We start from the raw sequence: 24,044 nt of genomic DNA, 5'->3' as shown, positions 1-24,044 counted from the left end.
CAGCACCACCAACTCCACCGCTCAAGACTCGTGCTTTTGCTCCAGCAATGGGCGGCGCAGGCGCCAGCTGGCGGCGCGTATGTGGCACACCCGGCGCACCCTGCGCCAGCGGGGCAGGGTGTGGCGGAGCAACTCAGCCTGTGGCTCAGTACGGTAGACGCCGTTCAGCTGAGCCGCGCCCTGCATGCGCTCGAATCCCCCGCAGTGCTGGATGGCCCGCCGCCCGCGCCCGTGGATGTACGCGCGCTGCAAACCACCCTGGATGCGGCGCAGGCCGAACTCGCGGCACTGGCTCAAGCGCGGCCGCTGGTGCCCACGCCCGCACGCGAGCGGGCCGACAACACGCCGGTGGAGCAGCCGGATCCCGAGGCGGCAGCCGAGTTTGCGCTTTATGCCGCACGCTACCTCGCCGTGCAAAAGCAGGTGGAAAACCGGGTGGCCGGCTTGCGCGCGCAGCTGCGTCAACGGCTCGCGGCGGGGCCAGACAGCCTGCGCCGCCTGGCTGCGCTGGATGCCGTCATGGAACACATGCTCGGTACGCGGGAGCAGCGGCTCTGGGCGTCCCTGCCAGGGTATTTGGAGCGGCGGATGGTGCAGCGCCGAGCCGCGCACCAGCAGCAACTGCAGGACGAAGGCCGCGCCGACGAGCCGCACTGCTGGGCCCTGCCTGGCGGCTGGCTCCATGCGTTTGAGCAGGACATGCGGGCCCTGCAGCGGGCAGAGCTGCAGGCGCGGCTGCAACCACTTTCGGGGCTGCTGGAGGCAGCGCGGCATCACGCAGCGGCCGGAACATCCTCCGTGAGGCGCCGCGTATTCGCCAGCAGGCCGGCACCCGAGACGACAGACAACGTCAAGACGAAAGATATGGTAGCGATGACAGGAACGAACGAATGAACAAGAGCGTGATGGCAGCCCTGGCCGCTGCGGGGCTGGCCGTGGTGGGCTGGGTGGCGTGGGGGTTTGTGGGGTCCAGCCCACTGGCTCTGGTCATGACAGTGGCCATAGCCGCCGTGTACGGTTTGGGGGTATGGGAGCTGTGGCGGTTTCGCGCCGCTACGGCTTCGCTGACTGCAGCCCTTGCAGGGCTGGCACAGCCGCTGCCCGAAGTGGCCCCCTGGCTGAGCGGGCTGCATCCCACGCTGCGCCACCCCGTGCGCCAGCGCATCGAAGGCGAACGTGTGCCCTTGCCTGGGCCTGCTCTGGTGCCGTATCTGGTGGGGCTGCTTGTCATGCTGGGCATGCTGGGCACGTTCCTCGGCATGGTTGTTACGTTCAAGGGCGCCGTGTTTGCGCTGGAGGCGTCTTCCAGCCTGGAGTCCATACGCGCCGCGCTGGCGGCGCCGATCAAGGGGCTGGGCCTGTCGTTCGGCACATCGGTAGCGGGCGTGGCAGCGTCGGCCGTGCTGGGACTGATGCTGGCTCTGTGCCGGCGTGAACGGCTGGCGGCCCTGCGCGTGCTGGAGACAAGTATTGGGACCACGCTGCGGCCTTTTTCGGCCGCGCAGCGGCGCGAGCAGATGTTTGACGCGCTGCAGGCCCAGGCCCAGGCCATGCCCCTGGTGGCGGAGCGCCTGCAGGGATTGATCGACGGGCTGGAGCGACGCCATGAGCAGCTCGGCAGCCAGCTGCAGGACGAGCAGCGTCAGTTCCACCGCGAGGCGACCGCTGCTTACACCCAACTGGCCGGCGCTGTGGGCGCGTCCCTGCATGACAGCCTGGGCGCCAGCGCCCGTGTGGCGGGCGACGTCCTCCGCCCCGTGGTGGAGCAGGCCATGGGCGTGCTGGCCCAGGAGGCGGCGCAATCGCACCAGCGGCTGCGCGAGGCTATGGACGCGCAGATGCAGGCCCTCACCGCCCAGTGGCAGGGTACTGCGCGCGACGTGGCCCACACCTGGGCTGACGCGTTGCAGCAGCAGGCCGCGGCCCAATCACGGCAAGCGGAGCAGTTGGAGGGTGCACTGCGATCCATCACCAGTGCGGTGGACGAGCGCACCACCGCACTGCTGACCGGCTGGCGGGACACTGCGGCGCACACGCAGGCGGCCCAGGCGCAGGCCGATCAGCAGCGTCTGGCCCTGTGGAGCGACTCGCTGGAGCGCACATCCAGCACCCTGGCTGCGCGGTGGGAACAGGCGGGCGCACAAGCTGCGCAGCAGCAGCACGGAATCAGCCAGGCACTTGCGGGTGCCACGGCGCAACTGGAGCAATCGCTGGGCGCCGCGTCCCGCGCGCTGGAGCAGCGCACGGTGGCCCTGCTGGCTTCCCTGCAGCGGTCCGCAGAGCAAACCCACGCCGCGCAGGCGGCGGCCGATGAGCAACGCGCCGAGCGCTTCGACACGGCGATGGAAGACATGGCCACCCGTCTGGCGCAGCAGTGGCAGAACGCAGCAGAGCAGGCGGTCCGGCAACAGCAAGGCGTCAGCCAGGCGCTGGAGGCGGCCGCCGCCCAGATCACCGGGCAGCTGACTGAGCAGGTCCAGCAGGCTGTGGGCAGCGCAGCGCGCTTGATGGAGCAGTCCGACGCACTGCTGAGCAGTCGCATCGACGCCGAGGCGCGCTGGGCCGATGCGCAAGGCCAGCGCATGCAGGCGCTGGCCGGCGTGGTGCAGGCAGAACTTGTGGCGCTGCGCGACGCAGAGGCCGCACGCGGCCAGGCCGCCGTGGAGCGGCTGGATGCGTTGCAAGGCGCCGTGGCGCAGCATCTGGCCACGCTGGGCACTGCGTTGGAGGCACCGCTCACGCGCTTGCTGCAGACCGCGTCGGACGTACCCCAGGCCGCCGCAGGTGTCATCACCCAGTTGCGCGCGGAGATGGCGCATCTGAGCGAGCGCGACAACGCTGCGCTGGCCGAGCGCACGGCCATGATGGAGCAGCTGGGCGTGTTGCTGCAGTCGGTGAACGAGGCCACAGGCCAGCAACGCGCGGCCATCGAGTCGCTGGTGGGCTCCGCCGCCGGGGTGCTCGAAGCTGCGGGCGCGCAGTTTGCAGATGCCCTGGGCGCGCAGGCTGGCAAGGTGGATGAAGTCTCGGCCCACGTGGCGGCCAGCGCTGTAGAGCTGTCGAGCTTGGGCGAATCCTTCGGCCATGGCGTGGGGCTGTTCGCGGCCAGCAGCGACAAGCTGCTGGAGAGCCTGCAACGCATCGAAGGCGCCATTGGCCAGTCGCTAGCGCGCAGCGACGAACAACTGGCCTACTACGTGGCGCAGGCCCGCGAGGTGATCGACCTGAGCATCAGCGCGCAGCAGGGCATTGTGGAAGACCTGCGCCGCCTGAACGGCCAGATGACCGCTGCGGTGAATGAGGTGGCGGCGTGACCGGCCTGGACGACACGCTGGACGACAGCACCGAGCAGACCGCGCCCGTGTGGGCCGTGTTTGGCGACCTGATGGCCGGCTTGCTGGGCGCGTTTGTGCTGATCCTGGTGGGCGTGCTGGTGGTGCAGATCGACTTGGTGGCCAGCCTCAAGCAAGAAGTGGAAAAGCGCCAGCAGGAAGAAAACCGCCGCATGGCACTGGAGCAGGCGCTGGCCGGCCCGCTGGCGAGCGGCCGGGTGACCGTGGTCGAAGGGCGCATCGGCATCAGCGGCAGCGTACTGTTTGCCGCCGGCTCGGCCGAGCTGCGCCCCGAGGGGCAACAGCTGCTCCAGACCCTGGTGCAGCCCCTGCAGCTGTACCTGCGCGAGAGGGACGAAATGCTGATGGTGAGCGGCTTTACCGACAACACCAGCTTGCTCCAAGGCCGCCACCAGCGGTTTGCCGACAACCTGGAACTGTCCGCCCAGCGCGCGTTGACGGTGACCCGCGCGCTCATTGAAGAGGGCATGCCCTCTTCCCAGGTGTTTGCCGCCGCCTTTGGCGCAGAGCAGCCTGTGGCCGACAACGCCGACGAAAAAGGGCGGGCGCAGAACCGACGCGTGGAGATGGCACCCGTACCCCGGGCCGCCCAAGCCAAGCCTGCCCGCAATGAGTGAGCCCACCCTGGAGTCCCTGCGGTCTGCCGGCGCGCAGCACCACGACCCCGTGCGTTTTCGCTATCTGGAGGTGCTGGCCGAACGGCTGCCTGCCCAGCCGCGGGCCGTGCAGCAGGTGCTGGCCGCCAGGCTGCAAGCCGCGGTGGCGGACTACGCCGTTCGCGCCCGGGCCACGTCCCCCCCGCCACCGTCGGCTGTGGAAGCGGTTGTGCCGCCGTCTCCACTGGCCCAGCTCAATCGGGAGCTGAGCGCCCGCGCGCAGGCTGAAGCAGACGCCGGGCTGGGGGGCAGCGGAGCCGCTGTGCCGGACATGAAGAGCGTGCGCCGCTTCAGCGAAGTCTGGGCCAAGATTTCGGCGGAGCAACAGGTGGCCCAGGCCATCACCCGTGGACCGGAGAACGCGGGACCGTTGAACCCGCACCGGCTCATGCTGCGCACCCTGGCCCTGATGCAGTCCTTGTCGCCCGACTACCTGCGTCATTTTTTGTCGCAGGTGGACAGCCTGCTCTGGCTGGAGCAGGCTTCTGCAAAGCCTGCGCGGGGGCCTCTCAGGCCAGGTCGCGCAGCCCGCTCATCCAAATCGTGAGCGTACAGGCTGCAACCGGGCACCTCCCGGTGCAAAGCCATCAGTTGGCGTGGTGGCCTGGTCGTACGGGTCGCATCGCCGTGTCCTTTAGCGCCCGGTCTATCAGCTCCACCAGTTCGGCCCCAGGCGCCATGGGCCGAAAAGCACTGACGTGGGATCGCCCGGTGTTGCCTTGGGGCAAACGTGCCAGCAAGTGTCCCAGGGGCACCAGGGCAAGCCGTGCGATCTGGCCTGTGGCCTCCCGCGCATCTCCCAGCGCCAGGGCGTAGCGCAGCATGGCGGTGTGTGATCGCCAATGCAGCGGTAGTGCGTTTTGCCCCAGCACATGGGCAGCCTCCAGCCAGCGCCAGCGCTCGCTGGGCGGCGCGTCGGGCTGACTGGCAAAGCGGGCCAGGAGGTGGTCGAACGCGGCCTGCCGGTTTGGCGGGCTGGGCGCTGCGGGGCCTGCGGCGTGCTGGTCGGCCAGCTGGCGCCAGCGCCGCTGGCGGTGCCGGTAGAACACGTGGGCAAACAGGGTGCTCAGCGGTGTCATCAGCCAAGGCAGATGGCGCGCGGTTACCTCGATCTCATCGGTGTACAGCGTGCTGCCGTCGGGCAAGGCCCGCAGGAAGATGCGGTGGTCCCAGCGGCGCATGAGCAGGCCCTCTCCGTTGTCGCGCAGTGTGGGCCAGCCGCTGGGGTCTTCCGGGGGTTCCAGGGAGACACGCACGGTTTGCGAGCCCATGGGCAGCACGCCGAGCAGGCGCATGCGCAGTGGCAGCTCGCCGGGGCCCCAGTGCGAGGGCCATGCCCGGCCTTGTGCTGGGCGAAAGTACACCATCGGTGCAGTGATATGGCGGAACACAGCGGTGCTTTGGAGTTGCGCAGCCACCCAGTCAGGCGGTGCGCTCAAGCGAGTGGACAGTTGTACACGCATCGTTCAGTGGCCGTGAGGCTGTGATTGCTGGGATGGTCGTGCGCCGGTGCTTGCCAGCTCTTGCCTTGCGTGGTGGATCACGCTCCAGCCACCGCTGATGGCCAGGCCCGCCATGATGGCCGCCACCACCAGGTCCGGCCAGACGGTGCCGGTGCCCAGCACGCCCAGCGCGGCGCCCATCACGGCCAGGTTGCCCAGTGCGTCGTTGCGCGTGCACAGCCACACGCCGCGCATGTTGGCGTCGCCTTCGCGCCAGGCGTAGAGCAGGACGGCCACGCCCAGGTTGGCCGCCAGCGCCAGCAGGCCCACAGCGCCCATGGTGTAGGGCTCGGGCGGTTGGCCTTGCCATGCGCCCCACGCCACGCGCCCGACAACGAACAGCCCGAATGCCAGCATGCTGGCCCCCTTGACCCAGGCCGCCCGCGCGCGCCAGGTCAGCGCCATGCCCAGCACCCACAGCGACAGACCGTAGTTGGCCGCGTCACCCAGAAAATCGATGGCGTCCGCCAACAGCGAAGCCGACCCCGAGCTGGCGCCCGCCCCGATTTCGACCACGAACATGGCGGCGTTGATTAACAGCGCAATCCACAGGATTCGCCGGTAGCGCGGGTCGGCGCTGGCGGACGCGCCCTTGTCGTGGTGTTGGTGGCATTGGGCAGACATTGTGTTTTTCCTCCCGGCAAGGTTGATAAATCAGTGCGATGGCATGATTGGAAACCTTGAAGTCACTTGAAGGTCAAGCCCATGGACAACCACGCTGCGCAATACCGGATCGGCGAGGCCTCGCAACAGTCCGGCGTCACAACGGCCAACATCCGTTACTACGAGAAGGAAGGCCTGCTGGCCCCCGGCGTGCGCGAGGGCAACAGCTACCGCCTTTACAGCGCTGCAGACGTGCACCAGCTGCGCTTTATCCGACTGTGCCGCGCTATGGACATGTCGCTGGACGAGGTGCGCACGCTGCTGGCGCTGGACCTGGGCCGCAAGGAAGACTGCGAAGCGGCCCGCAACGCGCTGGACGATCACCTGCAGCACGTGCGTGACCGCCGGGCCGAGTTGCAGGCGCTGGAGGCAGACTTGCAGGCATTGCGCAACCGCTGTGATGGTTCGGACACGCATTGCCACATCATTGAGGCCCTGCACGCCCGCGCCGATGCGCAGTCGCTCACTGCGCTGCCTGTGGCCTCCGGTCCCGGCAAGCGCCATGTCTGACAGGCGCAGCAGCGATGCCGGTGCACCATGTGAGGACATGTATCGCCCTCACATCATTACTCCATTTTTGATAGCTGCTAGCGCTTGTCCAATAAGCGCTAGAGGCCAAAAAGAACCAATATTTTCAACAGCAGCGGTTGTTAAATCGGTCCGGCAGCCGCCGCTATGATCCGCCCATGATTTCGCGCCTGCCCGGTCTCTCCCTGCCAGAACGTGTGCTCAACACGGCCCGGCGCTGGGCGGTGGCGTGGTGGCGCATCCTGTATTTGGGCGCTGTGGTGCTGGTGCTGGTGCTGTCACCGTCCAGCTATGGCAAGGGCACACGCAAGGCGCTGGCCCGCCATCTGTATCTGGACACGGCGCCCGTACTGCTGGGCTTTACCGTGCTGGCGGCGCTCATCAGCCTGGTGCTGACGCGCATCGTGGTGGTGACGGCGCTGAGCTACGGCCTTTCGCGCTACGCGCTCGAGATGGTCATCCGGGTGCTGGTGCTGGAGCTGATTCCCCTGACCGCCGCGCTGTTTGTGGCCATGCGCTGCACCATCCCCAACGGTACGCAGATCGCGCGCCTGCGGCGGTCCGGACGGTTCGAGGCGCTGCGCCGCCACGGGTCCGACCCTGTGCGGGTCGAATTGTTGCCGCGTGTGATTGCCGGCGTTTTTGCCAGCATCACCCTGGCGGCCCTCAGCTGCGTGGTGGCGTTGGTGCTGGCGTACCTGGGTGTGTATGGCTTTAACCTTGCGGGCCTGCCCAGCTACACGCGCATGTTTGGCCAGGTGTTTTCGCCCAGCGTCACCATGGTGTTCGCGTTGAAAACGCTTTTCTTCAGCCTGGCGGTGGCGCTGATTCCCATGGCCGCGGGCCTGCACGATTCGGGCGAACGCGCACAGCCCGATTCAGAGCTGGGCGGCCTGGCCCGCATGTTTGCCGTGCTGCTGCTGATCGAGGTGGCCTCGCTGATGGGCAACTACTACTAAACGACAACGACAAGTGCGACCTCCAACCCCGCCATGACCGACAAGCACCCTTCATCCGGCCCGCCTGCGCCTGGCTCAGACCCCCGCCCCGCAGCCGATCTGGCGCCATCCGAAGTCCTGCGCCCTGTGGCCAACCTGGAGCTGAAAGCGGCAGCGCTGCTGCTGTTTTCGCTGCTGCTCATCGTGGGCTCGGGGCTGTACCTGCTGTATGCGCGCGGTGCCTTCGAGCCCACGCAGACGCTCATCCTTACGGCCGACGATTCCGAAGGCGTGGTGGTGGGCATGGACATGACGTTCTCGGGCTTCCCCATCGGCCGCGTGCGCCGTATCGAGCTGGCCGACGAGGGCAATGCCCGCATCATCGTCGACGTGCCCCGCAAGGACGCGCACTGGCTGCGGGAGTCCAGCGTCTTCACGCTGGTGCGCGGCATTGTGGGCGGCACCAACATCCGCGCCTATACCGGCATGCTGACCGACACGCCCCTGCAGGACGGCGCGGTGCGGCCTGTGCTGCGCGGCGATGCCACGGCCGAGATTCCGCAACTCATGGCGTCGGCCCGCGAGCTGCTGACCAACCTCAACGCCATTACCGCGCAAGACGCTGCCTTGGGCGGTAGCCTGGCCAACGTGCAGGCGCTGACTGCACGTCTGAACGGCCCCGGCGGCGTGCTGAGCGTGCTGATGGGCAACGATGCCGACGCGCGCAAGATCGTGGCCACGCTGGAGCGCACCAACGCCCTGCTGGCGCGCCTGGACGGCATGGTGGCCAAGGCCGATCGGCAGGTTTTCGGGGGCGACGGCCCTGCTGCCAAAGACGCGCTGGTGCCCGAGGTGCGCGCCACCGTGGCCCAGCTCAATGGCCTGCTGGCCGACACTCGCAGCAGCCTGCAAAAAGTGGATGCCGTGCTGGTGGAAGCCCAGGCCATCGGCGCCAACGCCCGCGAAGCCACCACCGACCTGGGTGCGCTGCGCGCCGAGGTCGAAAGCAACCTGCGCAAGGTGGAAAGCCTGGTCAACGAGATCAACCGCAAATGGCCATTTGCGCGTGACACGGAGCTGAAGCTGCCATGAATATCTCTGCTGATCCCGTCACCTTTTCTGACCGGCTACGCTGTGCGTTCGGCACGGCCAGTGTCGCGGTGGCCTTGCTGCTGGGGGGCTGCTCCAGCAAGCCGCATGTGCCGGATTGGCAGATGAACGCCCACGCCTTGTCGCAAAAGGCCGTGGAAGCTTACCTGTCAGGCAACACCCGCGTGGAGGCACTTGAGTGGGACCGCGCCCGTGCCGAAGTGGCCCGCACCGGCCGCCCCGACTTGCTGGCTCGCCTCGAACTGCTGCGCTGCGCCGCCCAGGTGGCCAGCCTGGACGCACAGCCGTGTGAACGTTTCGAGGCCCTGCGCGTCGATGCCGCCCCGGCCGAACGGGCGTACGCGGATTACCTTGCGGGGCGCGTGCAGCCGGCGCAGATCCCGCTGCTGCCCGAAGCGCAGCGCAAGGTGGCCGCAGCGGGCGATGCAGCAACGCTGGCAGGCACGGACGACCCCTTGTCGCGCCTGGTGGCCGCAGGTGTCTTGTTTCAGGCCGGGCGTATCAACCCGCCCGTCATCGCGCAGGCCGTGGAAACTGCTTCGGCTGAAGGCTGGCGTCGCCCGCTGTTGGCATGGCTCACGCTGCAGGTCCAGCGGGCAGAAGCGTCGGGCGATGCCGGCGCCGCAGCAACATTGCGTCGCCGCATAGCGGTGGTGGAGCAGGGCGCTCCGAGCCGCTGAACGGAAGTTTGAGTCTGGGCTGCGGCTGCAGGGGCTCAGCGCAGACGTGCTTCGAGTTGGGCTTCAATGTGCTCGCGCTCCAGCGCAAACTGCCGCGCGTCCATCTCCTGCGCTTCGTACTTGCGCGCGGTCGACAGCAGCAGCACCGTGTTTTCCAGGCGTGTGTCCTGTTGGATGGAGGGGGGCAGCGCCGTGAGCCGGTCAAAACTCTGCTTGTAAAGCTCGCTCCATGCCAGCATGCCGGCCTGCGCTTGCGCACGCGCAGAGTCGTGCCAACGGGTGAACTCATCCAGCGCTACATCGCGCGGGCTGGAGCAGCCGAGCAACGCCACGGCCCCCAAGGCAACCGCTGCGGGGCGAAATAGATCAAGGTCAACGGTATGAATGCGCGCCAAAGAGATGCGAAAACGTGGTGTCACGATCGTCCTCCGTTCTTGAAGCAGCCGGAAAGCCCGGTGCACCGCGCCGAATGGTACTCCGATGCTATGGTTTTTGCCAGACTCGTCATTCCTTGCGCCAAGACGGCGGTCTGCTGCTGCTCACCACAGCTCCAGGCACTCCGTCCGTCACTCAAACAAGCTCGTAGGAAGCAATTCGTCCAGCCCCGAAGGCAAGGCCGTTAACGAATCCACTGCCGGCACCGCCACATCCGGTGTCGTGAGAGCTGCCGACGCCAGCACGGCCAATACCACGGTGCCCACAAACGTCATCAAGGCGCGTGCTCCAGAGGAGAGGGGTTGGCGGTTCATGCGGCATTCCTTCCATGAATAGGGAGCGGGGGTCGCAATGACCACCCAGACAGCCTCAATGGCTGCTGGCTAGGATTTCAGCAAATCAGCCTGTGGCCGTCTGTAAGACAACTGCGATACCAAACCATTTGCGTGCGCTGTTGCAACTGGTTGCGAATGGGTTACGCAGAGTACAAAACAAAAAACCCGCGCTTGCCGAGAAGCGCGGGTTTTTGAGCTGTGGCTGAGGGTGATCCACAGCAGGTCAATTTTGGCGGAGAGGGCGGCAGTCGAACCCGGGTTTCACTTTGCGTCAGAAAATCTCAATAAATCAGAAAATAACCCAATATAAACAATGACTTATGATTTTTGTTGTTTCACGGCGTTTCGGATGACATCTCTCAATCTTGTGTTTTTTCCGTATACTTTTCCGTATAACGAGACCAAAATTCGGGTCTCCTCTCCGTCGAACTCCACCCATGGTCAAAGCCAACAAACTCACTCAATTGCAAGCCACCAGACTCAAGGAGCCGGGCCTGCATGGCGACGGTGCCGGCCTGTGGCTGAAAGTCACCGAAGGGGGCTCCAAGTCCTGGATTTTGCGCTACGCCTTCAACGGTCGTGAGCGCTGGACGGGACTGGGGCCATACCCCGAAGTCTCCCTGGCCGATGCCCGCGACAAAGCCATGGCCTGGCGTCGTCAGGTGCGCCAAGGCATCGACCCCATGCAAGTCAAGCACCAAGCCGCTGCCGTGGCGCGTGCCGAGCAAGCCAAAACCATCACGTTCGACAGTTGCGCCGAGCGCTACATCGAATCGCACCGCTCTGGCTGGAAGAATGCCAAGCACGCCGACCAGTGGACCAACACGCTGCAAACCTACGCAGCCCCCGTCATCGGCAAGATGGATGTCGCGCTGATTGAAACCGCGCACATCATGCGTGTGCTTGAACCGGTGTGGCACACCAAAGCAGAAACCGCCTCGCGCCTGCGGGGCCGTTTGGAAGCTGTGCTCGATTGGGCCACCGTGCACCGGTACCGCACGGGAGACAACCCCGCCCGCTGGAAAGGCCACCTCGACGCACTGCTGCCCGCACGCTCCAAAGTCTCCAAATCAAAGCACTTCGCTGCACTGCCGTGGCGCGACATGAAACCCTTCATGGCCGAGCTGCGCCAGCAAAGTGGCATTGGTGCGCTGGCTCTGCAGTTCACCATCCTCACCGCCGCCCGCTCAGGCGAAGTGCGCGGTATGGCCTGGTACGAGGTGGACTTCGAGCACAAACTGTGGACCGTCCCTGGCGAACGCATGAAAGCCGGTAAAGAGCACCGCGTACCGCTATCGGATGCTGCTATGCAACTGCTGGAGTCTTTGAAGGACACCAAGCTGGCAGATACCGACATCGTGTTCCCCAGCACGCGTGACCACAAACCCCTCTCCGACATGACACTCACCGCCGTGCTGCGGCGCATGAAGCGCGACGACATCACCGTGCACGGTTTCCGGTCCTCGTTCCGGGACTGGGCAGCTGAAGCCACCGACTACCCCCAGGAAATGGCGGAAATGGCGCTGGCGCACATTGTGGGCAACAAGGTGGAGGCAGCTTATCGGCGCGGGGACATGCTGGAGAAGCGGCGCGCGATGATGCAGGCTTGGGCCGAGCACTCGCTGTGAACGCTAGGCTGTAGCTGTTGGATCAACTAACCAGAATTCATTCCCTTGACGGAATATTCCTTGGAGGCTATATTTAACTATGTCTTGGGACGTTGAGTACACCGATGAGTTTGAAGCGTGGTGGGAAGGCCTGTCTGAGCAGGAGCAAGTGTCCTTGGCCGCTTCGGTAGCGTTGCTGGAAGAGCGTGGCCCCTCACTCGGTCACCCCCATAGCAGTGGTATCAACGGTTCTCGCCACGGGCACATGCGTGAATTGCGCACGCAGCACGGAGGTCGGCCGTTTCGCACGCTGTATGCCTTTGACCCTCGCCGAATGGCAATTTTTATTGATCGGCGGTGATAAGACGGGTGATGACCGCTGGTACGAAGTGCATGTGCCAATCGCTGATCGGTTGTATGACGAGCATCTGGTCCAGCTTCGCCGTGAAGGAGAAATAGATGGCTAAGAAGTTTTCTGAATTGCGGGCTGCAATGAGCCCTCAAGCGCGCGCTCAAGCAGCTGAACTCGCGCAAACCATGCTGGATGAAATGCCACTGCACGAGCTGCGCCAAGCTCGGGGGCTGTCGCAAAAGATGCTGGCGGATGTGCTACATGTGCAGCAACCCTCTATCGCCAAGATGGAGAAGCGCACAGACATGTACCTTTCAACGCTACGCAGCCACATCCAAGCGATGGGGGGTGAGCTGGAAGTCATTGCACGGTTTCCAGATGGGGCGGTGAAGATCAGCAACTTTGCGGAACTGGGTGCTCCGACACAGGCTGCAATGCCCTCGTGAGTGGTTCCCGTCCAATGGAAGCTGCACTGCCTGCGGAAGCAAAAAAGGCTGCCAGCCCGCTGCTGGCCGCACTGCATGACATTGCTACCGACATGCACAAAGCGGGCTTCATGGATCTGAAGACCCTGCGTAAATACGATGCGCTGTGTCTAGCTGACGAGGTGTGCGAGGCAGAAGACATCGTCACGCGACGATCTCAACTGTAGATCGGTCAAGGACAGCTTTCAGCGTCTGCGAACGCATTCACGTTATCGGTATCGTAGTAGGAAGCTAGCAACGGCGCTCTGGTTGACCCGCTCAGGTGCCAGGGGCGGTAAGCATTTGCTTGAGGTTCGTTACCGAGTTGAGGGGGCTTGTGTGCGGAAGGTGTCGACCCAATCAGTTGCTCGAAATTATCGAATAACTGCTAGCGACCACGACATGGCGCGTAGATATGCTGAGCATTTCCAATAGGCATAACGTAGCTGAGATTCAACGGCCAAGCGAACCAGTCATCCGTGCTCGGTGAACACGGCGCGCCCCATTAGCCTTGATAGGCGGGGGGCTAGGCTTGGCCTTCGGCGTCCTGGAAGGACGACCGCTCCAGGCTGGTTGCTGTCTTACATACTTGGCGAGCCAATGACCGCTGTCAACGCGACCTGTCATTCGACAGACTTTATGGAGCCACTCACGTTAGCTTCCGACGCGTTGACCCCAATTCGTCGCACCGTCTTGCGCGCCTTGGCGCGCGTCCTGCGCCGAACTGGCGCACGCGAGCTACTACCCAATGGCGTCCGTTTGTCCAGATCCAGCGTCATCTCCCTGGCCTGTGGCATGTTGAATTCCAACATCCGCTCGAAGAGAGCCGATCCGGCAGCACGCTCGGCGGCACCCATGTCTTGAAGTTGCAATGCAATGTCCAATAACCATTCAGTGCTCAAGTACCAAGAGGTCGCGATATTGCCCATCTGATCGCCCGCTACATTCAAAAGTGCATGGACTACCCGACAGACTCGATCAGGCTCAGGCGCCACAAGGGGGACCAACATTTCAGGAAGACGCTCAGATCGTCCGTTCTTCAACACGTGAGGACAGTCCACCAGGGTATCCAAAAGCTCTCGCGTCTCGGTATCAGCAGCGAACCCATCGTTCAGAAAGATCGCGGACAATGCAGTCAAAACGCCCTCGTCGGTGCTATGCAAGAGCTTTATCAAGATGGGGTGGACCACGTGCCTAGTCATTGGTTCGTGCCATAAATTGGCTACGCCGTGCGCTACACCCAACGCCCCCTTTGAAGCGGTGTCGTTACTAAACATCTCAACCAACTCGCCAGACCAGTCTTCTGCAGGGAACAGCGCATGTCGCAGGCAGGCCAGTTCGCCAGCTCCCTGCAGTCCGCGTCCACCCTGTTTGACCGTGCCCGTCAGCCATCGTCGTGCCGACGAATCTGATGTCCAGTGAAACGCGTGCGCGAGGAAGAGCGCCCAACCAGATCCCTCAAGAACCGAAGGCTCCCGCGCAATCACCTTATCGACAAGTGCTTCCACCCTTGAACGGTTGGCCATCCTTAGGTATTTGAACTCGCGCTGAATCAGCGCCTCCCATACATGAGCGGATTCAGGGCGCTCGCAGTGTCGCTCAAGGATGGAAAGCCAGCGATCAAGTCTAGGCGGCTCAGCAGTAAGGCAGGCGGACGTCAGAGCGGCCAACGCCGGGTAGTTCCCGTTCGGAAGTATACGAAGCGACCCTGGCCCCCAGAGGACGGCTGCAGAACTATTCTTTGTGTCGGAAGCGATCTCTGTGTCGCTTTCTGTCGCGTCAGAGGATAACCATCGCTCCATTCGATCTATCAAATCGTCTGGGATAAGGGTTTCGTTGCTAGCTGCATTGGCGATTGCGTTAGCTGCGTCACGTCTAAAGCCCGCGCCGACGAATCCCTTGTCTTCCAATTCAGCGATCAACGAAAAGAGTGCCGAGGCTGTGAGACCGGCTGGAACGAGAGCTTGTAGGGTGCAGGAAACAGGGATCTCATTGTGCACAGGATCGAGCGAGCGAATGATCCGCAGAACCTTGGGTAGATTGGTCTTCGCCAGCTCAGCGAGTTCACGCCCAGCCTGAATGGCCCCCCCTTTCATCCAATGTCTAGGATGATCCCAAGCTGAGTCATCGGTAAGCTCATCGAACAGCTTCAAGACGTCTGCGTCCGTAGCTCGATCCATCTGCTCGGCGCTTACCGGACTGCCGATCCACTGAGCACCGGAGAAGTGAACGTCCTTACAAGCAAGGCCCGGAAATGCACGCTCCTCTTCATCCACAAGCCGTTGGAGAGCTGGGCTGCGTCGATTTGCTGGCAATCCCCTTAGCAGACGCAGTCGATGCTGGCGAGCCCATTGGAGCCTCTTCTGGCGAGTTTCTGCATCGTCCTGGTGCACCGTTTCGTTGTAGTAGCGCCAATTGCAGAGATACTCCTCCATCGCTGCATAGCTAGTGGCGTCTAGCAGCGAGCAGACGGCCTCAATCAGCGCAGCACTTTCCTTGTGTACGTCGGAGTAGGGCCCGAGCACAAGCCGCCGCGGATCATCGCGCAAGTAGTCGAATACACGTTGTGGTGAATGCGCGGCGCAGCGCACGAGACCTACTGCTAGAAGTCTATGCACCAAGAGTAACTCGCACTGTGCATTTGTAGCCACGAACTCCAGAAAGCTGTCTGGGTCGGAAGCAGCCCACCCCTGGATTCCCATTTGAACTGACCGAATCAACGGGTGTTCGATGCGAGTCTCCTCATCATCTAAGTCTTCGAACAGCAGCCCACTGTTACGGCGATAGCCGATCGCTGCGCTTGGGGTCTCTGAGGCAACAAGCTGCAATCCTTCCAGAAAACTTGGCCACAAAGCCTCTACAAATGCTCTCGGGGCAGCCTCTGCGATTGCTTCCATGTCGTGAAACTGACGCGCCTCGAGAGTTGACTGGAGCTTCCTAGAAACAACTGTATGAGTGGTTTCATCCCCATCGAGAACGGTCGTCGTGGGTACCGCAGCGGCGTCAATCTGGCGCTTGAGCCACGCGGCGACCAGCTTCGGGGCAGCCTCAGGTTGTGCAGCACTCACGACACCAGCCATATGAGCTATAGCCCAATCGGCAATGGGACTGCGCCCGGCAATAAGTACGAGGCTATCTAACCAATGACCGACCTGCGGTGCAACGTCACCGCCACCCAGCGCCTGCCAACTCAGTACATCCCTCTCCTTGTCGTTCAACCAATGCCGACACACAAGATTGACAACCTCGTCCTCGCTGAAATGCAACGCCTGCCGAAGCATTGGCAACAGCGCTTGAGCCTGTTCCACTGGCAACGCCATCAATCCAGGAAGATGGGTCGAAGACAAAAAGGCAAACCAGCCCTGGCTCCCAACGGCAGCCCCAACGAAACGGGGAAGGAACCACTGATCCGCAATTGCCTGTTCTACGAGCCTCCGTTCGGCAAGCATCGGCGCGGTTTGCAACCCCAAGAACTCGATCAACAACATCTTCAAGTGAGGGCGCAGATTGGCAGTCCACAGCCTACCGATTTCGATGCCGTACTCCTCGGGGCTTGCACTTCTGAAGTATCCAAGTGCATGCCACAACTGGGGGCGAATTCGTAGACTGGCTTGCTGCGCTCGAACTGACTCGGTGAGACTTCCGCTCTCCTCCAAGAAACTGCGTGCGCGTACGAACTCGTAGAGAGTCTGATGGCGAAACTCGACTCGACCAGGCCCCAGGTCTACACGGAGCAGTCCTGCAGCGGCTAACGCCTGAATTTCCGCAAAATGGTCTTCAACTTGGACAAGAGGAAGCCCCAACACTTCACGCTCCGCCATCAGGCTAGCCAGATGACGCAGGGTTGTGCGACGCCTTCCGGTGTTGTCGCTCAGCACTTGGGTTTGCCATTGCCTCTCCAATAGCCCTTGAAAACTCCTCAAAACTTCAGGCTCAGAGCCGCCGTCAAGAAGAGAGAGAAAGACGTCCAAGGCATGTGGAGACCGCAGAACCTGCTGAATGTCATGGTTCCATAGCTCAGCTTGAAGACCCCGTGACTTCAGGATTGGCAGCACTGCCGACCATTCCGGAATCTCCAGCCGGATGGCAATCGCATCCAGATTTCGAAGGGCTGGGTCATGCTTATGCTCAAAAGTGCGACACGAAATGACGGTGTGAACCATCTCTACGCCAGACAGTTCTCGAACCAAATCCAGCAGTACGCGCAGTCGTGCTGAGTGCTGGACAACCAAGTCTGCCAAGGCATCGACTTGATCAATTAGGACAAGTACCGGCACGTCTTTCGCAAGCTCTTGCAAAACGGTGCCAACATCCGCGTCAAGACTCAAATGCTTTGCGAGCGCCTCGCGGTCTAACAAATCTGGTGGAAGTCGGTCAGCCTTGATCGCAAGTACACACCATCCAGCTGCCTGTCTTTCATGTGCAAGCCGCACCAACAACGAAGACTTCCCGCATCCTGGGTCTCCCAACAAGAAATGGGTGCTCGACGTCTCGGCTGCAAGGCTCTCGATAAGCGAGTCCAGCTCTGGGCGATGGAGCCAGGTTCCATCCGCGAGTGTGCTCGGCCAGCTCAGCAGCGGTGCCGAAGCGTTCTGCAATGCTGTTGGGAGGTCAATGAGTCTGAGGCTCTTGATAAGCCTAGGCTGCTCCGCCAGAGCGGTCATACTCGCATCGACCTTGCCAATCTTGTGACTCAGATCGGAGCCGATTGCCTGGAGTATTGCAGCCATCCCTGGATCGCGCGTCAGTCCTTGCACGCTGGCCCTTAGGAATGCGATCGCGATCCGAATGGGGTGATCGGCAAAGCGCCGATCTTCGCCTGTCGCCTCGGCATACTCGTCGGCTAGCAGATCAAAAATCTGCTGAGATACCTCGCTCCGTGCTATCGAAGCTTCCGCTGCTGACTTGAGCCCAGATCGCACCTGCGGTTTACTCAGCCAATCGCGCACGCTAGGCATCTTGAACAGTTCTGGCCGAACGAGCGTGGCTTCCAGTCCCACGATACAGACCTTCCAAAGAGGATCATCCGGTTGCAGGGCTCCGAGTCGGACCAGCGCCGCGTCTAGTACATCATCGGCGATGGAAAGCGGCACTTCTGTTGGAGACTTGCCTGCAGATCGCTCGGCGTACCGCTGCCTGAACACGGGCAGCAACGCGCTGATGGTTGAACTGACAAATCGCATTACTGTTGCGCCGAACTCCATACTTATTCCCCGGTGTTTTTCTAATGCGGTCGTCTATTCTCGATGATCGACCTCAATCCACACCCGAGCTTGGTTCGGGGCGACCAGCGATGACGGTGCGATTCGAGGAGCGTATGTCGTGTCCGTCACTGTGCCGATAGACAACGATTTCACTGGCCTCCTCGGTGCATCTAAGCGCTGGCGCGCTTGCTTGACTTTCCCTCTAGCGCTTCAATGCGACAAACTCTCGATAGCCAACGTCACCTGCCTGGCAACAACCTGCCATTGATGTCGCAGTAACGTGCGGCAGCAATCGCTGCAGAGCCGACCTCGAGCGTGGGAGCTCCCTCACGCTTAGGCCCTTGCCACCGGAACATCCTCCCACCGTGTTGTGTACTGCGGCGTGCGCCTCTCCTGCTTCATCCCCCAGTCCTTGCCCCTGTTGGTGCCCCCTGTGGCACCTGAATGCACGGTGCCCTTGCCATAGCGCTGGTTGAGCGCATCCAGTGCCACCATCAGCTGGGTGCGGTCCCGGTGGTCTTCGTCCTCCAGATCCAGCTCGCCCTGCAGCACATTGCCCGGCACCAGGTCCAGCAGCATCACCCCGGCCTTGGCCATCTTGTACCCAGGCTCGTACATGCGGCGCATACCGGCTGCCGCCGCCCACACCAGCTTGCCGGTGTCGGCCGTAGGTCGACGCAGGGGTACCACCACTGACTTGTTGAAGCGCGGGCCGGGCCGGAACGGCGAGGTGTGGCAGAACACCAGCAGCTGGCTGGCCAAGCTGCCTTGCTTGCGCAGCTTCTCGGCCGCACGGCTGGCGAACTCGCTCACTGCCTCCAACAGCGGTGGCAGCTCGGTCACTGCATGGCCGAATGACCGGGTGCAGGCAATCTCTCTCTTGGGCTCGGGCGCGTCATCGAGCTCGATGCACTGCATGCCCTGCAGCTCACGTACCGTGCGTTCCAGCACCACACTCCAGCGCCTGCGCACCATGGCCGGATCCAGCCGGGCCAGGTCCAGGACTGTATGCACCCCGCACTGATGCAGCTGCGCGCCGATCTTGCGGCCTACGCCCCAGACTTCTTCCACCAGCGTGGCGGCTAGAACTTCGTCCAAGTCCTGAGCGGGAAGGACGGTCAGGTTGCACACCTGGGCCAACTCGGCCGGATAGCTTCCTGGTTTGCGCTCGGCCGTCTTGGCAATGTGGTTGGCCAGCTTCGCCAGCGTCTTGGTGTGACCGATGCCAATACCGCAGGGGATGCCCACCCACTGGTGGATGCGGGCGCGGATGGCGTGGCTGCGTGTGATCAGGTCGCCCCGCAGGCCCTGCAGGCCGACGAACGATTCATCGATGCTGTATATCTCCTGCGAGGGGCCCAGGCCCGCAGCCAGGCTCATCATCCGATTGCTCATGTCGCCGTACAGCGTGAAGTTGGCACTCAAAGCCACCAGGCCGTGGGTCTCTTCCATGTGCCGAATCTGAAACCACGGCGCCCCCATCTTGATGCCCAGGGCCTTGGCCTCATTGCTGCGAGCAATCGCGCAGCCGTCGTTGTTACTCAATACGACCACCGGGCGACCGTTCAGGCTGGGGCGGAACACCCGCTCGCAGCTCACGTAAAAATTGTTGCCATCCACCAGCGCATACATGCTGGCCTCCGTCCATCAGATCAGGTGAGAAACAGCTTCACGCACCCACTCACCACACCCCACACCTCAATGGTCTGGCTGTCGCGGGGAATGATGTCGGGATAGGTGGGATTGGCCGCGCGCAGCTTGATGCGGCCTGCGCGCTGGTGCAGATACTTCACCGTGCATTCGCCGTCCACAATGGCCACAACGATGCTGTTGTGCTTGGGCTTGATCGCCCGGTCCACCGCGATGATGCTGCCGTCCTCAATGCCTGCGTCCCGCATCGAGTCGCCTCGCACGCGCCAGAAGTAGGTGGCCTGGGGGTGCTTCACCAGCAGCTGCATGATGTCCAGCCGCTCCACCACGAAGTCGTCAGCGGGCGATGGAAACCCCGCGCGCACGCTCACCCCGCACAGGGGCAAAGCCAGCGACTGCGCCGCCGCGTCGTACGGCACAGGGAGCGGGGAATTCCAAAGACTGTACATATTTACAGTATAGCTCCCTGCTGCCAGAATGTTGCCATGTGTACCTACTACGAGGTCCCCGGCCGCGAGCAGCTGGTGCTGCACTTTGGCGACGTACCCGAAGAGGAATGGCGCGACAAGATGAGTCCGCTGTACCGAGGGCCGTTCCTGCGGGCAAAGGGGGCGGTAGGGCGCGAGCTGGTGGTGGGCCAGTGGGGCATGATCCCGCCGCACTCCAAAACACACATCCCCACCGGCAAGGACGGCAAGCGCCTGAGCACCGTCAACGCCCGGCGCGAAGGCATGGCCAAGTCATGGACTTACGGCGGCCCCTGGCGCAAGGGTCAGCGCTGCATCATCCCTGCGCAGCTGTACGTTGAGCCCTACTGGGGCACTGGCAAGCATATCCCCTGGCAGCTCGAGCGCGCCGACGGCGAGCCCTGGGGCCTGGCGGGCCTGTGGAGTGAGTGGACCGACCCGGCCACAGGTGAGATGGTGCTCAGCTACACCATGATCACGCAGAACTGTGACGACGTGCCTGTTCTCAATCTGATGCACAGGCCTGACCCCAAGCGCGCGCCGGACATGCAGGACAAACGTACGGTGGTTCCGCTGGAAAAGGGGGACTGGGACACTTGGCTGCACGGCACCATCGAACGGGCAGAGTCGCTGATCAAGGTGCCACCGGTGGAGCTGTTTGTGCACAGGGCGAAGGATCCGGCGCAGCAAGTCGAGTTACCTGTTGAGTCAGCATGACGCATGCGTGCAACAGCCGGTACTTGCGCCGACTGGACGCAGCGATATAAATTATTGGTTGTCCGGGCTAACGCGAACCCGGCCGCGTCCGGGTTACCTGGCGCATAGCCGAGTGGTGCGATGCCCCGGCGCCCGACCTGTCCGGCTATCGGCAACGGGAGTAGCTTCAACACTACCCCTGGTGCCAGATGAACAAGATAGCCAAACTCCGTATCCAGTCCGCGCTCATCCAACAATGCCGTTGTTTCTACTGCGGTTTGGCAATGCCGGTGGCGCCCGACTTGGTACAGCGGCGCTTCAACCCCGAGGCGCCCAACCAGCTCTGGAGTGGCGACATCACCTACATCCAAACCGACGAGGGCTGGCTGTACCTGGCTGCGGTGATCGACCTGTTCAACCGCCAGGTGGTGGGTTGGAGCCTGCAGCCGCACATGCAGGCCGGCCTGGTCAAGGACGCGCTGGCCATGGCGTGGTGGCGCCGCAGGCCGCCTCCTGGGGTGATATTCCACAGCGACCGGGGCAGCCAGTATTGCAGCCATGAGTTCCAGGATGCCTTGAAGGACTGGGGCATGCGTTCATCGATGAGCCGGAAAGGCAACTGCTGGGACAACGCACCGACCGAGAGCTTCTGGGGGCGGCTGCAAACAGCCAGCGTACATGGGTGCAAGTTTGCTACCCGTGAGCAGGCCAGGCAGGCGGTGATGGACTGGATGGCCTTCTACAATCACCGAAGGCTGCATTCGTCGCTGGGCTACCTCAGCCCGATGCAGTACGAGCAGCGCTGGTACGAGGCACAGCGTAAAAAGGCCGCGTGAACCGTGGGTTAAGAGCTACACGATACAGGGGCAAGGTCATATCTCTACAAGCTGGTCTATGACGCCACGACCCAACGGGCTTGGGCGCATTGGCAAGAGAACCGCGAGGGGGAGATGGTGGGGCGGCCGATCAGCTACCAGGAGTTGGTGAAACGCACGGGCGTGGAGTTTTTGCCAAGAAGTGCACTGCAGCATTGAGTGGTAGCAAGCGTGGTGTCAGCGGTGGCGTTATAAATCGGGCCTTTCCAACCTCTACTCGTGAGCATCCATGAACCGCGCAGAACTCGTTGAAATCCTGGCTTCCAAGAATGACCTGTCCAAGGCCGCAGCCAATGCGGTGCTGGAAACGCTGATCGACACCATCCAGACCGCCGTCAAGAAGGGCGATGCCGTGCAGCTGGTGGGTTTTGGGACCTTCAAGTCCGCCAAGCGTGCAGCACGCACAGGCAAGAACCCATCAACCGGTGAAGCACTGAAGATCCCTGCAAGCACGGTGCCGAAGTTTGTGGCGGGTGCGAAGTTCAAGGCGGTGGTGGATCCCAAGGCCGCGAAGCGCAAGGCGGACAAGGCTGGGAAGTAAGTACCGCTCGTTCGATCTCCGCCGAAACAAACCGCCATGGGCTCAGGCCTTTGGCGGTTTTGTTTTTGGGGGGACGAAGAAGGAGCTCGGCACCGGCTTTGCACCAGCCCCTAAGCGCGCGATAAGGCGTCAAAGTTACCATTGGACCTATGAATACGTTTTCCAATGCCTTTCGCGCTGAAGTTGTTCGCATGGCGCGCAAGGAGCTCAAACCTGAACTTCAGGGCATGCGCAAAGCGATTACCGGCCATCGCTCTGAGATCGCGGCACTGAAGCGTGAGGTCAAGGCGCTGACCTCCCAGCTCAAGGCCACTCAACGGCAGGTCAAAACAACAGATGCGCCCAAAGCCAAGGCCGTGGCAGAAGACGTCACTCCCAAGAAGTCAAAGCAGATCCCGTTCGATGCTCAGGTGTTGATCGAGAAACGCGCGGCGCTCGGCATCACGCAGAAGCAGATGGCCCAGTTGCTGGGTGCTTCTTCGATATCCGTCTACAAGTGGGAGACGGGCCATGTTCATCCCCGGGCCGCGCAGTTGGAGCGCATTGCTGAAGTGCTCAAACTGGGCAAGCGCAAGGCGCTGGCATTGCTCCATCCGCAGTGACGATGAATGGTGGGCCGGATTGCCCCACCATGGACTTAGCGGCGTCGGTACTGCTCTCCTGGTGACGAGTCATTGCGCTCGTCCGCCAGTTCGAACAGACACTGCATGTAGGGCTGGACTTCGCTCCATTGGGCGCGGACTTCATAGAAGCGCGATAGATTGCGCGAGGCCTCTACCGCATCTGGCCAACGGTCCGCAGCGCTTACGCGCGTCATAGCTTCTCGGCTGTCCTGTTCGTCATGCAGGCTTCCGTCTTGAGCGCCATAGGTGTGGAATTCCACGATCCGCCTGGGCTGCGTAAGGTCAGTGCCCTGACACATGCCACTTGGCTGTGAGTTCTCTCGCGAAGCATGGGCTCCGGCGAACGAGTCCTGGACCGTGTGGAGCACCGAGCCGAATGCCACGTGGTGCAAGTAAGGAAGCAGCTTGTCTTGCCGCCCGAGGATGTAGAGGTCCGAGACCCGCCACTGTGTGCATCCAAAGTGCTCTCTTAAGGTGGCGTTGTCGATGTCTCGAAGAAAGGTGTCGGGCTTGATTTCGCGCGATGACACCTTCCAGGCGAACTCCAGCCAGTCCAGCACTTTGGCGCGGGTTGCGCCGGGGTGTACTCCTTCTTCACTGGCCATGGCGTGCAGGAACTGCAAATCGCCGAAGTGCGAGCGGGTCATCACATTGCCGTGAAGACTACCCTTGGTCTTGCTGCACCCAACGATCGGCTGGGTCTGTGCCTTCTTCTCAGCATCCTTGAAGAGGCAGTACCAACAAAGCGGCTGCGTGGAGAACCGTATGGTCTGGGAAACGTTGCAGGACTTGCCCAGGTAGGTGCAGTTGCCCTCATCGGGTGAAAGCTTGAACGGGGGTAGATCGTTCCAACGCACACCGTAGATGACATATGGCGTGGCAAAGGGCAGATCCCGGGAGCTGCAGCTGACGTCTTGCGCAAGGGTCCCGGACTCTATCGGGCAGCCCATCCCAATCTGGGTGATCTCTTCATGGACGCGGCCTTTGATCAGAACGCCCAGTCTGCCAGCCACCGTCGCTAGAGAGTTTTCTGTTTCGTTGGTCAGTTTGGACTCAAAAGCTGAGCCCATGGGGGCGATCTGGAAAGCCATAGCGGTGTTGGAGAGTGTCAGAACACCTGTGGCGACCGCAACCAAACGTGCAATGGAGTGCACTAAAGACGAAGACCTGTGGTGATGAATTGCGATCTCTGGACATGCGGCGGACATAGGCCCCTCCTACGCCGAACTCTAGATGGAACCTAGCTCTAGGGACCCTCTTCACGAATCCCCTGCGTCATGTGCCGACGAATGCTTGAAGCCGAGACAATAGGCACATGAAGCAAAGCAGCCTGGGCCTGAGCAACACCACCAAGCGCACGCGCAA

General features: G+C 62.5%; 22 protein-coding genes and 3 pseudogenes. 17 read left to right on the top strand and 8 right to left on the bottom strand.

Annotation, left to right across the window (positions count from 1 at the left end):
* The first annotated feature begins 30 nt into the window (after positions 1-30).
* The 4 genes from ACK4HJ_RS09920 to ACK4HJ_RS09905 are packed head-to-tail and all read left to right on the top strand — an operon-like array spanning position 31 to position 4,556.
* The gene (locus ACK4HJ_RS09920; RefSeq protein ID WP_409830588.1) at positions 31-894 is read left to right on the top strand and encodes a DUF3348 family protein; all 864 of its coding nucleotides are present in this window, start codon (positions 31-33) and stop codon (positions 892-894) included.
* Positions 891-3,314, top strand: coding sequence for a DUF802 domain-containing protein (locus tag ACK4HJ_RS09915; protein WP_409830586.1), 2,424 nt, complete (start codon positions 891-893; stop codon positions 3,312-3,314). Before ACK4HJ_RS09920 ends, ACK4HJ_RS09915 begins: the two co-directional genes overlap by 4 nt.
* Positions 3,311-3,970: an OmpA family protein gene (locus ACK4HJ_RS09910; protein WP_409830583.1), complete on the top strand. Its 660-nt coding sequence runs from the start codon at positions 3,311-3,313 to the stop codon at positions 3,968-3,970. The genes ACK4HJ_RS09915 and ACK4HJ_RS09910 overlap by 4 nt, the downstream gene beginning before the upstream one ends.
* Positions 3,963-4,556, top strand: a complete 594-nt coding sequence (locus tag ACK4HJ_RS09905) for a DUF2894 domain-containing protein (RefSeq protein ID WP_409830581.1) — start codon at positions 3,963-3,965, stop codon at positions 4,554-4,556. Before ACK4HJ_RS09910 ends, ACK4HJ_RS09905 begins: the two co-directional genes overlap by 8 nt.
* A 40-nt stretch (positions 4,557-4,596) precedes the next feature.
* Here ACK4HJ_RS09905 and ACK4HJ_RS09900 read toward each other — a convergent pair whose 3' ends face one another.
* Both ACK4HJ_RS09900 and ACK4HJ_RS09895 read right to left on the bottom strand, forming a co-directional pair.
* The gene (locus ACK4HJ_RS09900; protein WP_409830579.1) at positions 4,597-5,448 is read right to left on the bottom strand and encodes a DUF3703 domain-containing protein; all 852 of its coding nucleotides are present in this window, start codon (positions 5,446-5,448) and stop codon (positions 4,597-4,599) included.
* Positions 5,449-5,475: 27 nt separating this feature from the next.
* The gene (locus ACK4HJ_RS09895; RefSeq protein ID WP_409830576.1) at positions 5,476-6,135 is read right to left on the bottom strand and encodes a cation transporter; all 660 of its coding nucleotides are present in this window, start codon (positions 6,133-6,135) and stop codon (positions 5,476-5,478) included.
* Positions 6,136-6,216: 81 nt separating this feature from the next.
* Between ACK4HJ_RS09895 and ACK4HJ_RS09890 the strand changes: the two genes are divergently transcribed.
* From ACK4HJ_RS09890 to ACK4HJ_RS09875, 4 genes are all read left to right on the top strand, one after another.
* Positions 6,217-6,684: a Cd(II)/Pb(II)-responsive transcriptional regulator gene (locus ACK4HJ_RS09890; protein WP_409830574.1), complete on the top strand. Its 468-nt coding sequence runs from the start codon at positions 6,217-6,219 to the stop codon at positions 6,682-6,684.
* 176 nt (positions 6,685-6,860) lie between these two features.
* On the top strand, positions 6,861-7,661 hold the full coding sequence (locus ACK4HJ_RS09885) for an MlaE family ABC transporter permease (protein WP_409830571.1): 801 nt from the start codon (positions 6,861-6,863) through the stop codon (positions 7,659-7,661).
* Between the two features lie 33 nt (positions 7,662-7,694).
* A complete protein-coding gene (locus ACK4HJ_RS09880; protein ID WP_409830569.1) occupies positions 7,695-8,732 on the top strand; it encodes an MlaD family protein in 1,038 nt (345 codons plus the stop codon).
* Positions 8,733-8,854: 122 nt separating this feature from the next.
* Entirely contained in the window at positions 8,855-9,430 is a 576-nt protein-coding gene (locus ACK4HJ_RS09875) for a hypothetical protein (protein WP_409830849.1), read from the top strand.
* Between the two features lie 35 nt (positions 9,431-9,465).
* Here the strand turns inward: ACK4HJ_RS09875 and ACK4HJ_RS09870 are convergent, their stop codons facing one another.
* Both ACK4HJ_RS09870 and ACK4HJ_RS09865 read right to left on the bottom strand, forming a co-directional pair.
* Entirely contained in the window at positions 9,466-9,849 is a 384-nt protein-coding gene (locus ACK4HJ_RS09870; protein WP_409830567.1) for a hypothetical protein, read from the bottom strand.
* A 147-nt stretch (positions 9,850-9,996) separates the two neighbouring features.
* Complete coding sequence (locus ACK4HJ_RS09865; RefSeq protein ID WP_409830565.1) at positions 9,997-10,179, bottom strand: hypothetical protein; 183 nt, start codon at positions 10,177-10,179, stop codon at positions 9,997-9,999.
* Positions 10,180-10,637: 458 nt separating this feature from the next.
* Here ACK4HJ_RS09865 and ACK4HJ_RS09860 point away from each other — a divergent pair, with 458 nt between their 5' ends.
* The 4 genes and pseudogenes from ACK4HJ_RS09860 to ACK4HJ_RS09845 all read left to right on the top strand — a co-directional run bounded on the left by ACK4HJ_RS09860 (position 10,638) and on the right by ACK4HJ_RS09845 (position 12,811).
* On the top strand, positions 10,638-11,828 hold the full coding sequence (locus ACK4HJ_RS09860; RefSeq protein WP_409830562.1) for a tyrosine-type recombinase/integrase: 1,191 nt from the start codon (positions 10,638-10,640) through the stop codon (positions 11,826-11,828).
* A 79-nt stretch (positions 11,829-11,907) separates the two neighbouring features.
* Positions 11,908-12,274 (top strand): annotated as a pseudogene (locus ACK4HJ_RS09855) (type II toxin-antitoxin system RelE/ParE family toxin).
* Positions 12,267-12,605, top strand: coding sequence for an XRE family transcriptional regulator (locus ACK4HJ_RS09850; RefSeq protein ID WP_409830560.1), 339 nt, complete (start codon positions 12,267-12,269; stop codon positions 12,603-12,605). Before ACK4HJ_RS09855 ends, ACK4HJ_RS09850 begins: the two are co-directional and overlap by 8 nt.
* A gap of 14 nt (positions 12,606-12,619) precedes the next feature.
* A complete protein-coding gene (locus ACK4HJ_RS09845; RefSeq protein ID WP_409830558.1) occupies positions 12,620-12,811 on the top strand; it encodes a hypothetical protein in 192 nt (63 codons plus the stop codon).
* Positions 12,812-13,246: 435 nt separating this feature from the next.
* On the opposite strand, the gene ACK4HJ_RS09840 is transcribed toward ACK4HJ_RS09845, so the two are convergent.
* The 3 genes from ACK4HJ_RS09840 to ACK4HJ_RS09830 all read right to left on the bottom strand — a co-directional run bounded on the left by ACK4HJ_RS09840 (position 13,247) and on the right by ACK4HJ_RS09830 (position 19,926).
* Positions 13,247-17,827 (bottom strand): NACHT domain-containing protein, encoded by a 4,581-nt coding sequence (locus tag ACK4HJ_RS09840; RefSeq protein ID WP_409830556.1) that lies wholly within the window; start codon positions 17,825-17,827, stop codon positions 13,247-13,249.
* A gap of 333 nt (positions 17,828-18,160) precedes the next feature.
* Positions 18,161-19,459 carry a Y-family DNA polymerase gene (locus ACK4HJ_RS09835; RefSeq protein ID WP_409830555.1) on the bottom strand — a complete coding sequence of 433 codons (1,299 nt, stop codon included), beginning with the start codon at positions 19,457-19,459 and terminating at the stop codon, positions 18,161-18,163.
* Between the two features lie 20 nt (positions 19,460-19,479).
* The gene (locus ACK4HJ_RS09830; RefSeq protein ID WP_409830553.1) at positions 19,480-19,926 is read right to left on the bottom strand and encodes a LexA family protein; all 447 of its coding nucleotides are present in this window, start codon (positions 19,924-19,926) and stop codon (positions 19,480-19,482) included.
* Between the two features lie 36 nt (positions 19,927-19,962).
* Between ACK4HJ_RS09830 and ACK4HJ_RS09825 the strand changes: the two genes are divergently transcribed.
* From ACK4HJ_RS09825 to ACK4HJ_RS09805, 5 genes and pseudogenes are all read left to right on the top strand, one after another.
* Positions 19,963-20,661 (top strand): SOS response-associated peptidase, encoded by a 699-nt coding sequence (locus ACK4HJ_RS09825; RefSeq protein ID WP_409830551.1) that lies wholly within the window; start codon positions 19,963-19,965, stop codon positions 20,659-20,661.
* 263 nt (positions 20,662-20,924) lie between these two features.
* Positions 20,925-21,476: pseudogene (locus ACK4HJ_RS09820) on the top strand (IS3 family transposase); the annotation flags it as partial.
* Positions 21,477-21,512: 36 nt separating this feature from the next.
* Positions 21,513-21,674: pseudogene (locus ACK4HJ_RS09815) on the top strand (DNA/RNA non-specific endonuclease); the annotation flags it as partial.
* A gap of 70 nt (positions 21,675-21,744) precedes the next feature.
* A complete protein-coding gene (locus ACK4HJ_RS09810) occupies positions 21,745-22,056 on the top strand; it encodes an HU family DNA-binding protein (protein WP_409830549.1) in 312 nt (103 codons plus the stop codon).
* A gap of 149 nt (positions 22,057-22,205) precedes the next feature.
* The gene (locus ACK4HJ_RS09805; RefSeq protein WP_409830547.1) at positions 22,206-22,658 is read left to right on the top strand and encodes a helix-turn-helix domain-containing protein; all 453 of its coding nucleotides are present in this window, start codon (positions 22,206-22,208) and stop codon (positions 22,656-22,658) included.
* Positions 22,659-22,693: 35 nt separating this feature from the next.
* Here the strand turns inward: ACK4HJ_RS09805 and ACK4HJ_RS09800 are convergent, their stop codons facing one another.
* Positions 22,694-23,770, bottom strand: a complete 1,077-nt coding sequence (locus ACK4HJ_RS09800) for a hypothetical protein (protein WP_409830545.1) — start codon at positions 23,768-23,770, stop codon at positions 22,694-22,696.
* Positions 23,771-24,044: the final 274 nt, after the last annotated feature.

Origin of the sequence: Acidovorax sp. (assembly GCF_046294525.1) — a bacterium.
Lineage (GTDB): Bacteria > Pseudomonadota > Gammaproteobacteria > Burkholderiales > Burkholderiaceae_C > Acidovorax.
The sequence above is the reverse complement of the archived record's forward strand: the minus strand, read 5'-3'. Positions and strand labels throughout refer to the sequence as shown.

Excerpts from the sequence above, each read along its gene's own strand:
- ACK4HJ_RS09825 (WP_409830551.1), top strand. The coding sequence starts at position 19,963 with ATGTGTACCTACTACGAGGTCCCCGGCCGCGAGCAGCTGGTGCTGCAC.
- ACK4HJ_RS09805 (WP_409830547.1), top strand. The coding sequence starts at position 22,206 with ATGAATACGTTTTCCAATGCCTTTCGCGCTGAAGTTGTTCGCATGGCG.
- ACK4HJ_RS09850 (WP_409830560.1), top strand. The coding sequence starts at position 12,267 with ATGGCTAAGAAGTTTTCTGAATTGCGGGCTGCAATGAGCCCTCAAGCG.
- ACK4HJ_RS09875 (WP_409830849.1), top strand. The coding sequence starts at position 8,855 with ATGAACGCCCACGCCTTGTCGCAAAAGGCCGTGGAAGCTTACCTGTCA.
- ACK4HJ_RS09905 (WP_409830581.1), top strand. The coding sequence starts at position 3,963 with ATGAGTGAGCCCACCCTGGAGTCCCTGCGGTCTGCCGGCGCGCAGCAC.
- ACK4HJ_RS09810 (WP_409830549.1), top strand. The coding sequence starts at position 21,745 with ATGAACCGCGCAGAACTCGTTGAAATCCTGGCTTCCAAGAATGACCTG.
- ACK4HJ_RS09880 (WP_409830569.1), top strand. The coding sequence starts at position 7,695 with ATGACCGACAAGCACCCTTCATCCGGCCCGCCTGCGCCTGGCTCAGAC.
- ACK4HJ_RS09840 (WP_409830556.1), bottom strand. The coding sequence starts at position 17,827 with ATGGAGTTCGGCGCAACAGTAATGCGATTTGTCAGTTCAACCATCAGC.
- ACK4HJ_RS09800 (WP_409830545.1), bottom strand. The coding sequence starts at position 23,770 with ATGGCTTTCCAGATCGCCCCCATGGGCTCAGCTTTTGAGTCCAAACTG.
- ACK4HJ_RS09835 (WP_409830555.1), bottom strand. The coding sequence starts at position 19,459 with ATGTATGCGCTGGTGGATGGCAACAATTTTTACGTGAGCTGCGAGCGG.
- ACK4HJ_RS09860 (WP_409830562.1), top strand. The coding sequence starts at position 10,638 with ATGGTCAAAGCCAACAAACTCACTCAATTGCAAGCCACCAGACTCAAG.
- ACK4HJ_RS09865 (WP_409830565.1), bottom strand. The coding sequence starts at position 10,179 with ATGAACCGCCAACCCCTCTCCTCTGGAGCACGCGCCTTGATGACGTTT.
- ACK4HJ_RS09895 (WP_409830576.1), bottom strand. The coding sequence starts at position 6,135 with ATGTCTGCCCAATGCCACCAACACCACGACAAGGGCGCGTCCGCCAGC.
- ACK4HJ_RS09890 (WP_409830574.1), top strand. The coding sequence starts at position 6,217 with ATGGACAACCACGCTGCGCAATACCGGATCGGCGAGGCCTCGCAACAG.
- ACK4HJ_RS09915 (WP_409830586.1), top strand. The coding sequence starts at position 891 with ATGAACAAGAGCGTGATGGCAGCCCTGGCCGCTGCGGGGCTGGCCGTG.
- ACK4HJ_RS09885 (WP_409830571.1), top strand. The coding sequence starts at position 6,861 with ATGATTTCGCGCCTGCCCGGTCTCTCCCTGCCAGAACGTGTGCTCAAC.
- ACK4HJ_RS09830 (WP_409830553.1), bottom strand. The coding sequence starts at position 19,926 with ATGTACAGTCTTTGGAATTCCCCGCTCCCTGTGCCGTACGACGCGGCG.
- ACK4HJ_RS09845 (WP_409830558.1), top strand. The coding sequence starts at position 12,620 with ATGGAAGCTGCACTGCCTGCGGAAGCAAAAAAGGCTGCCAGCCCGCTG.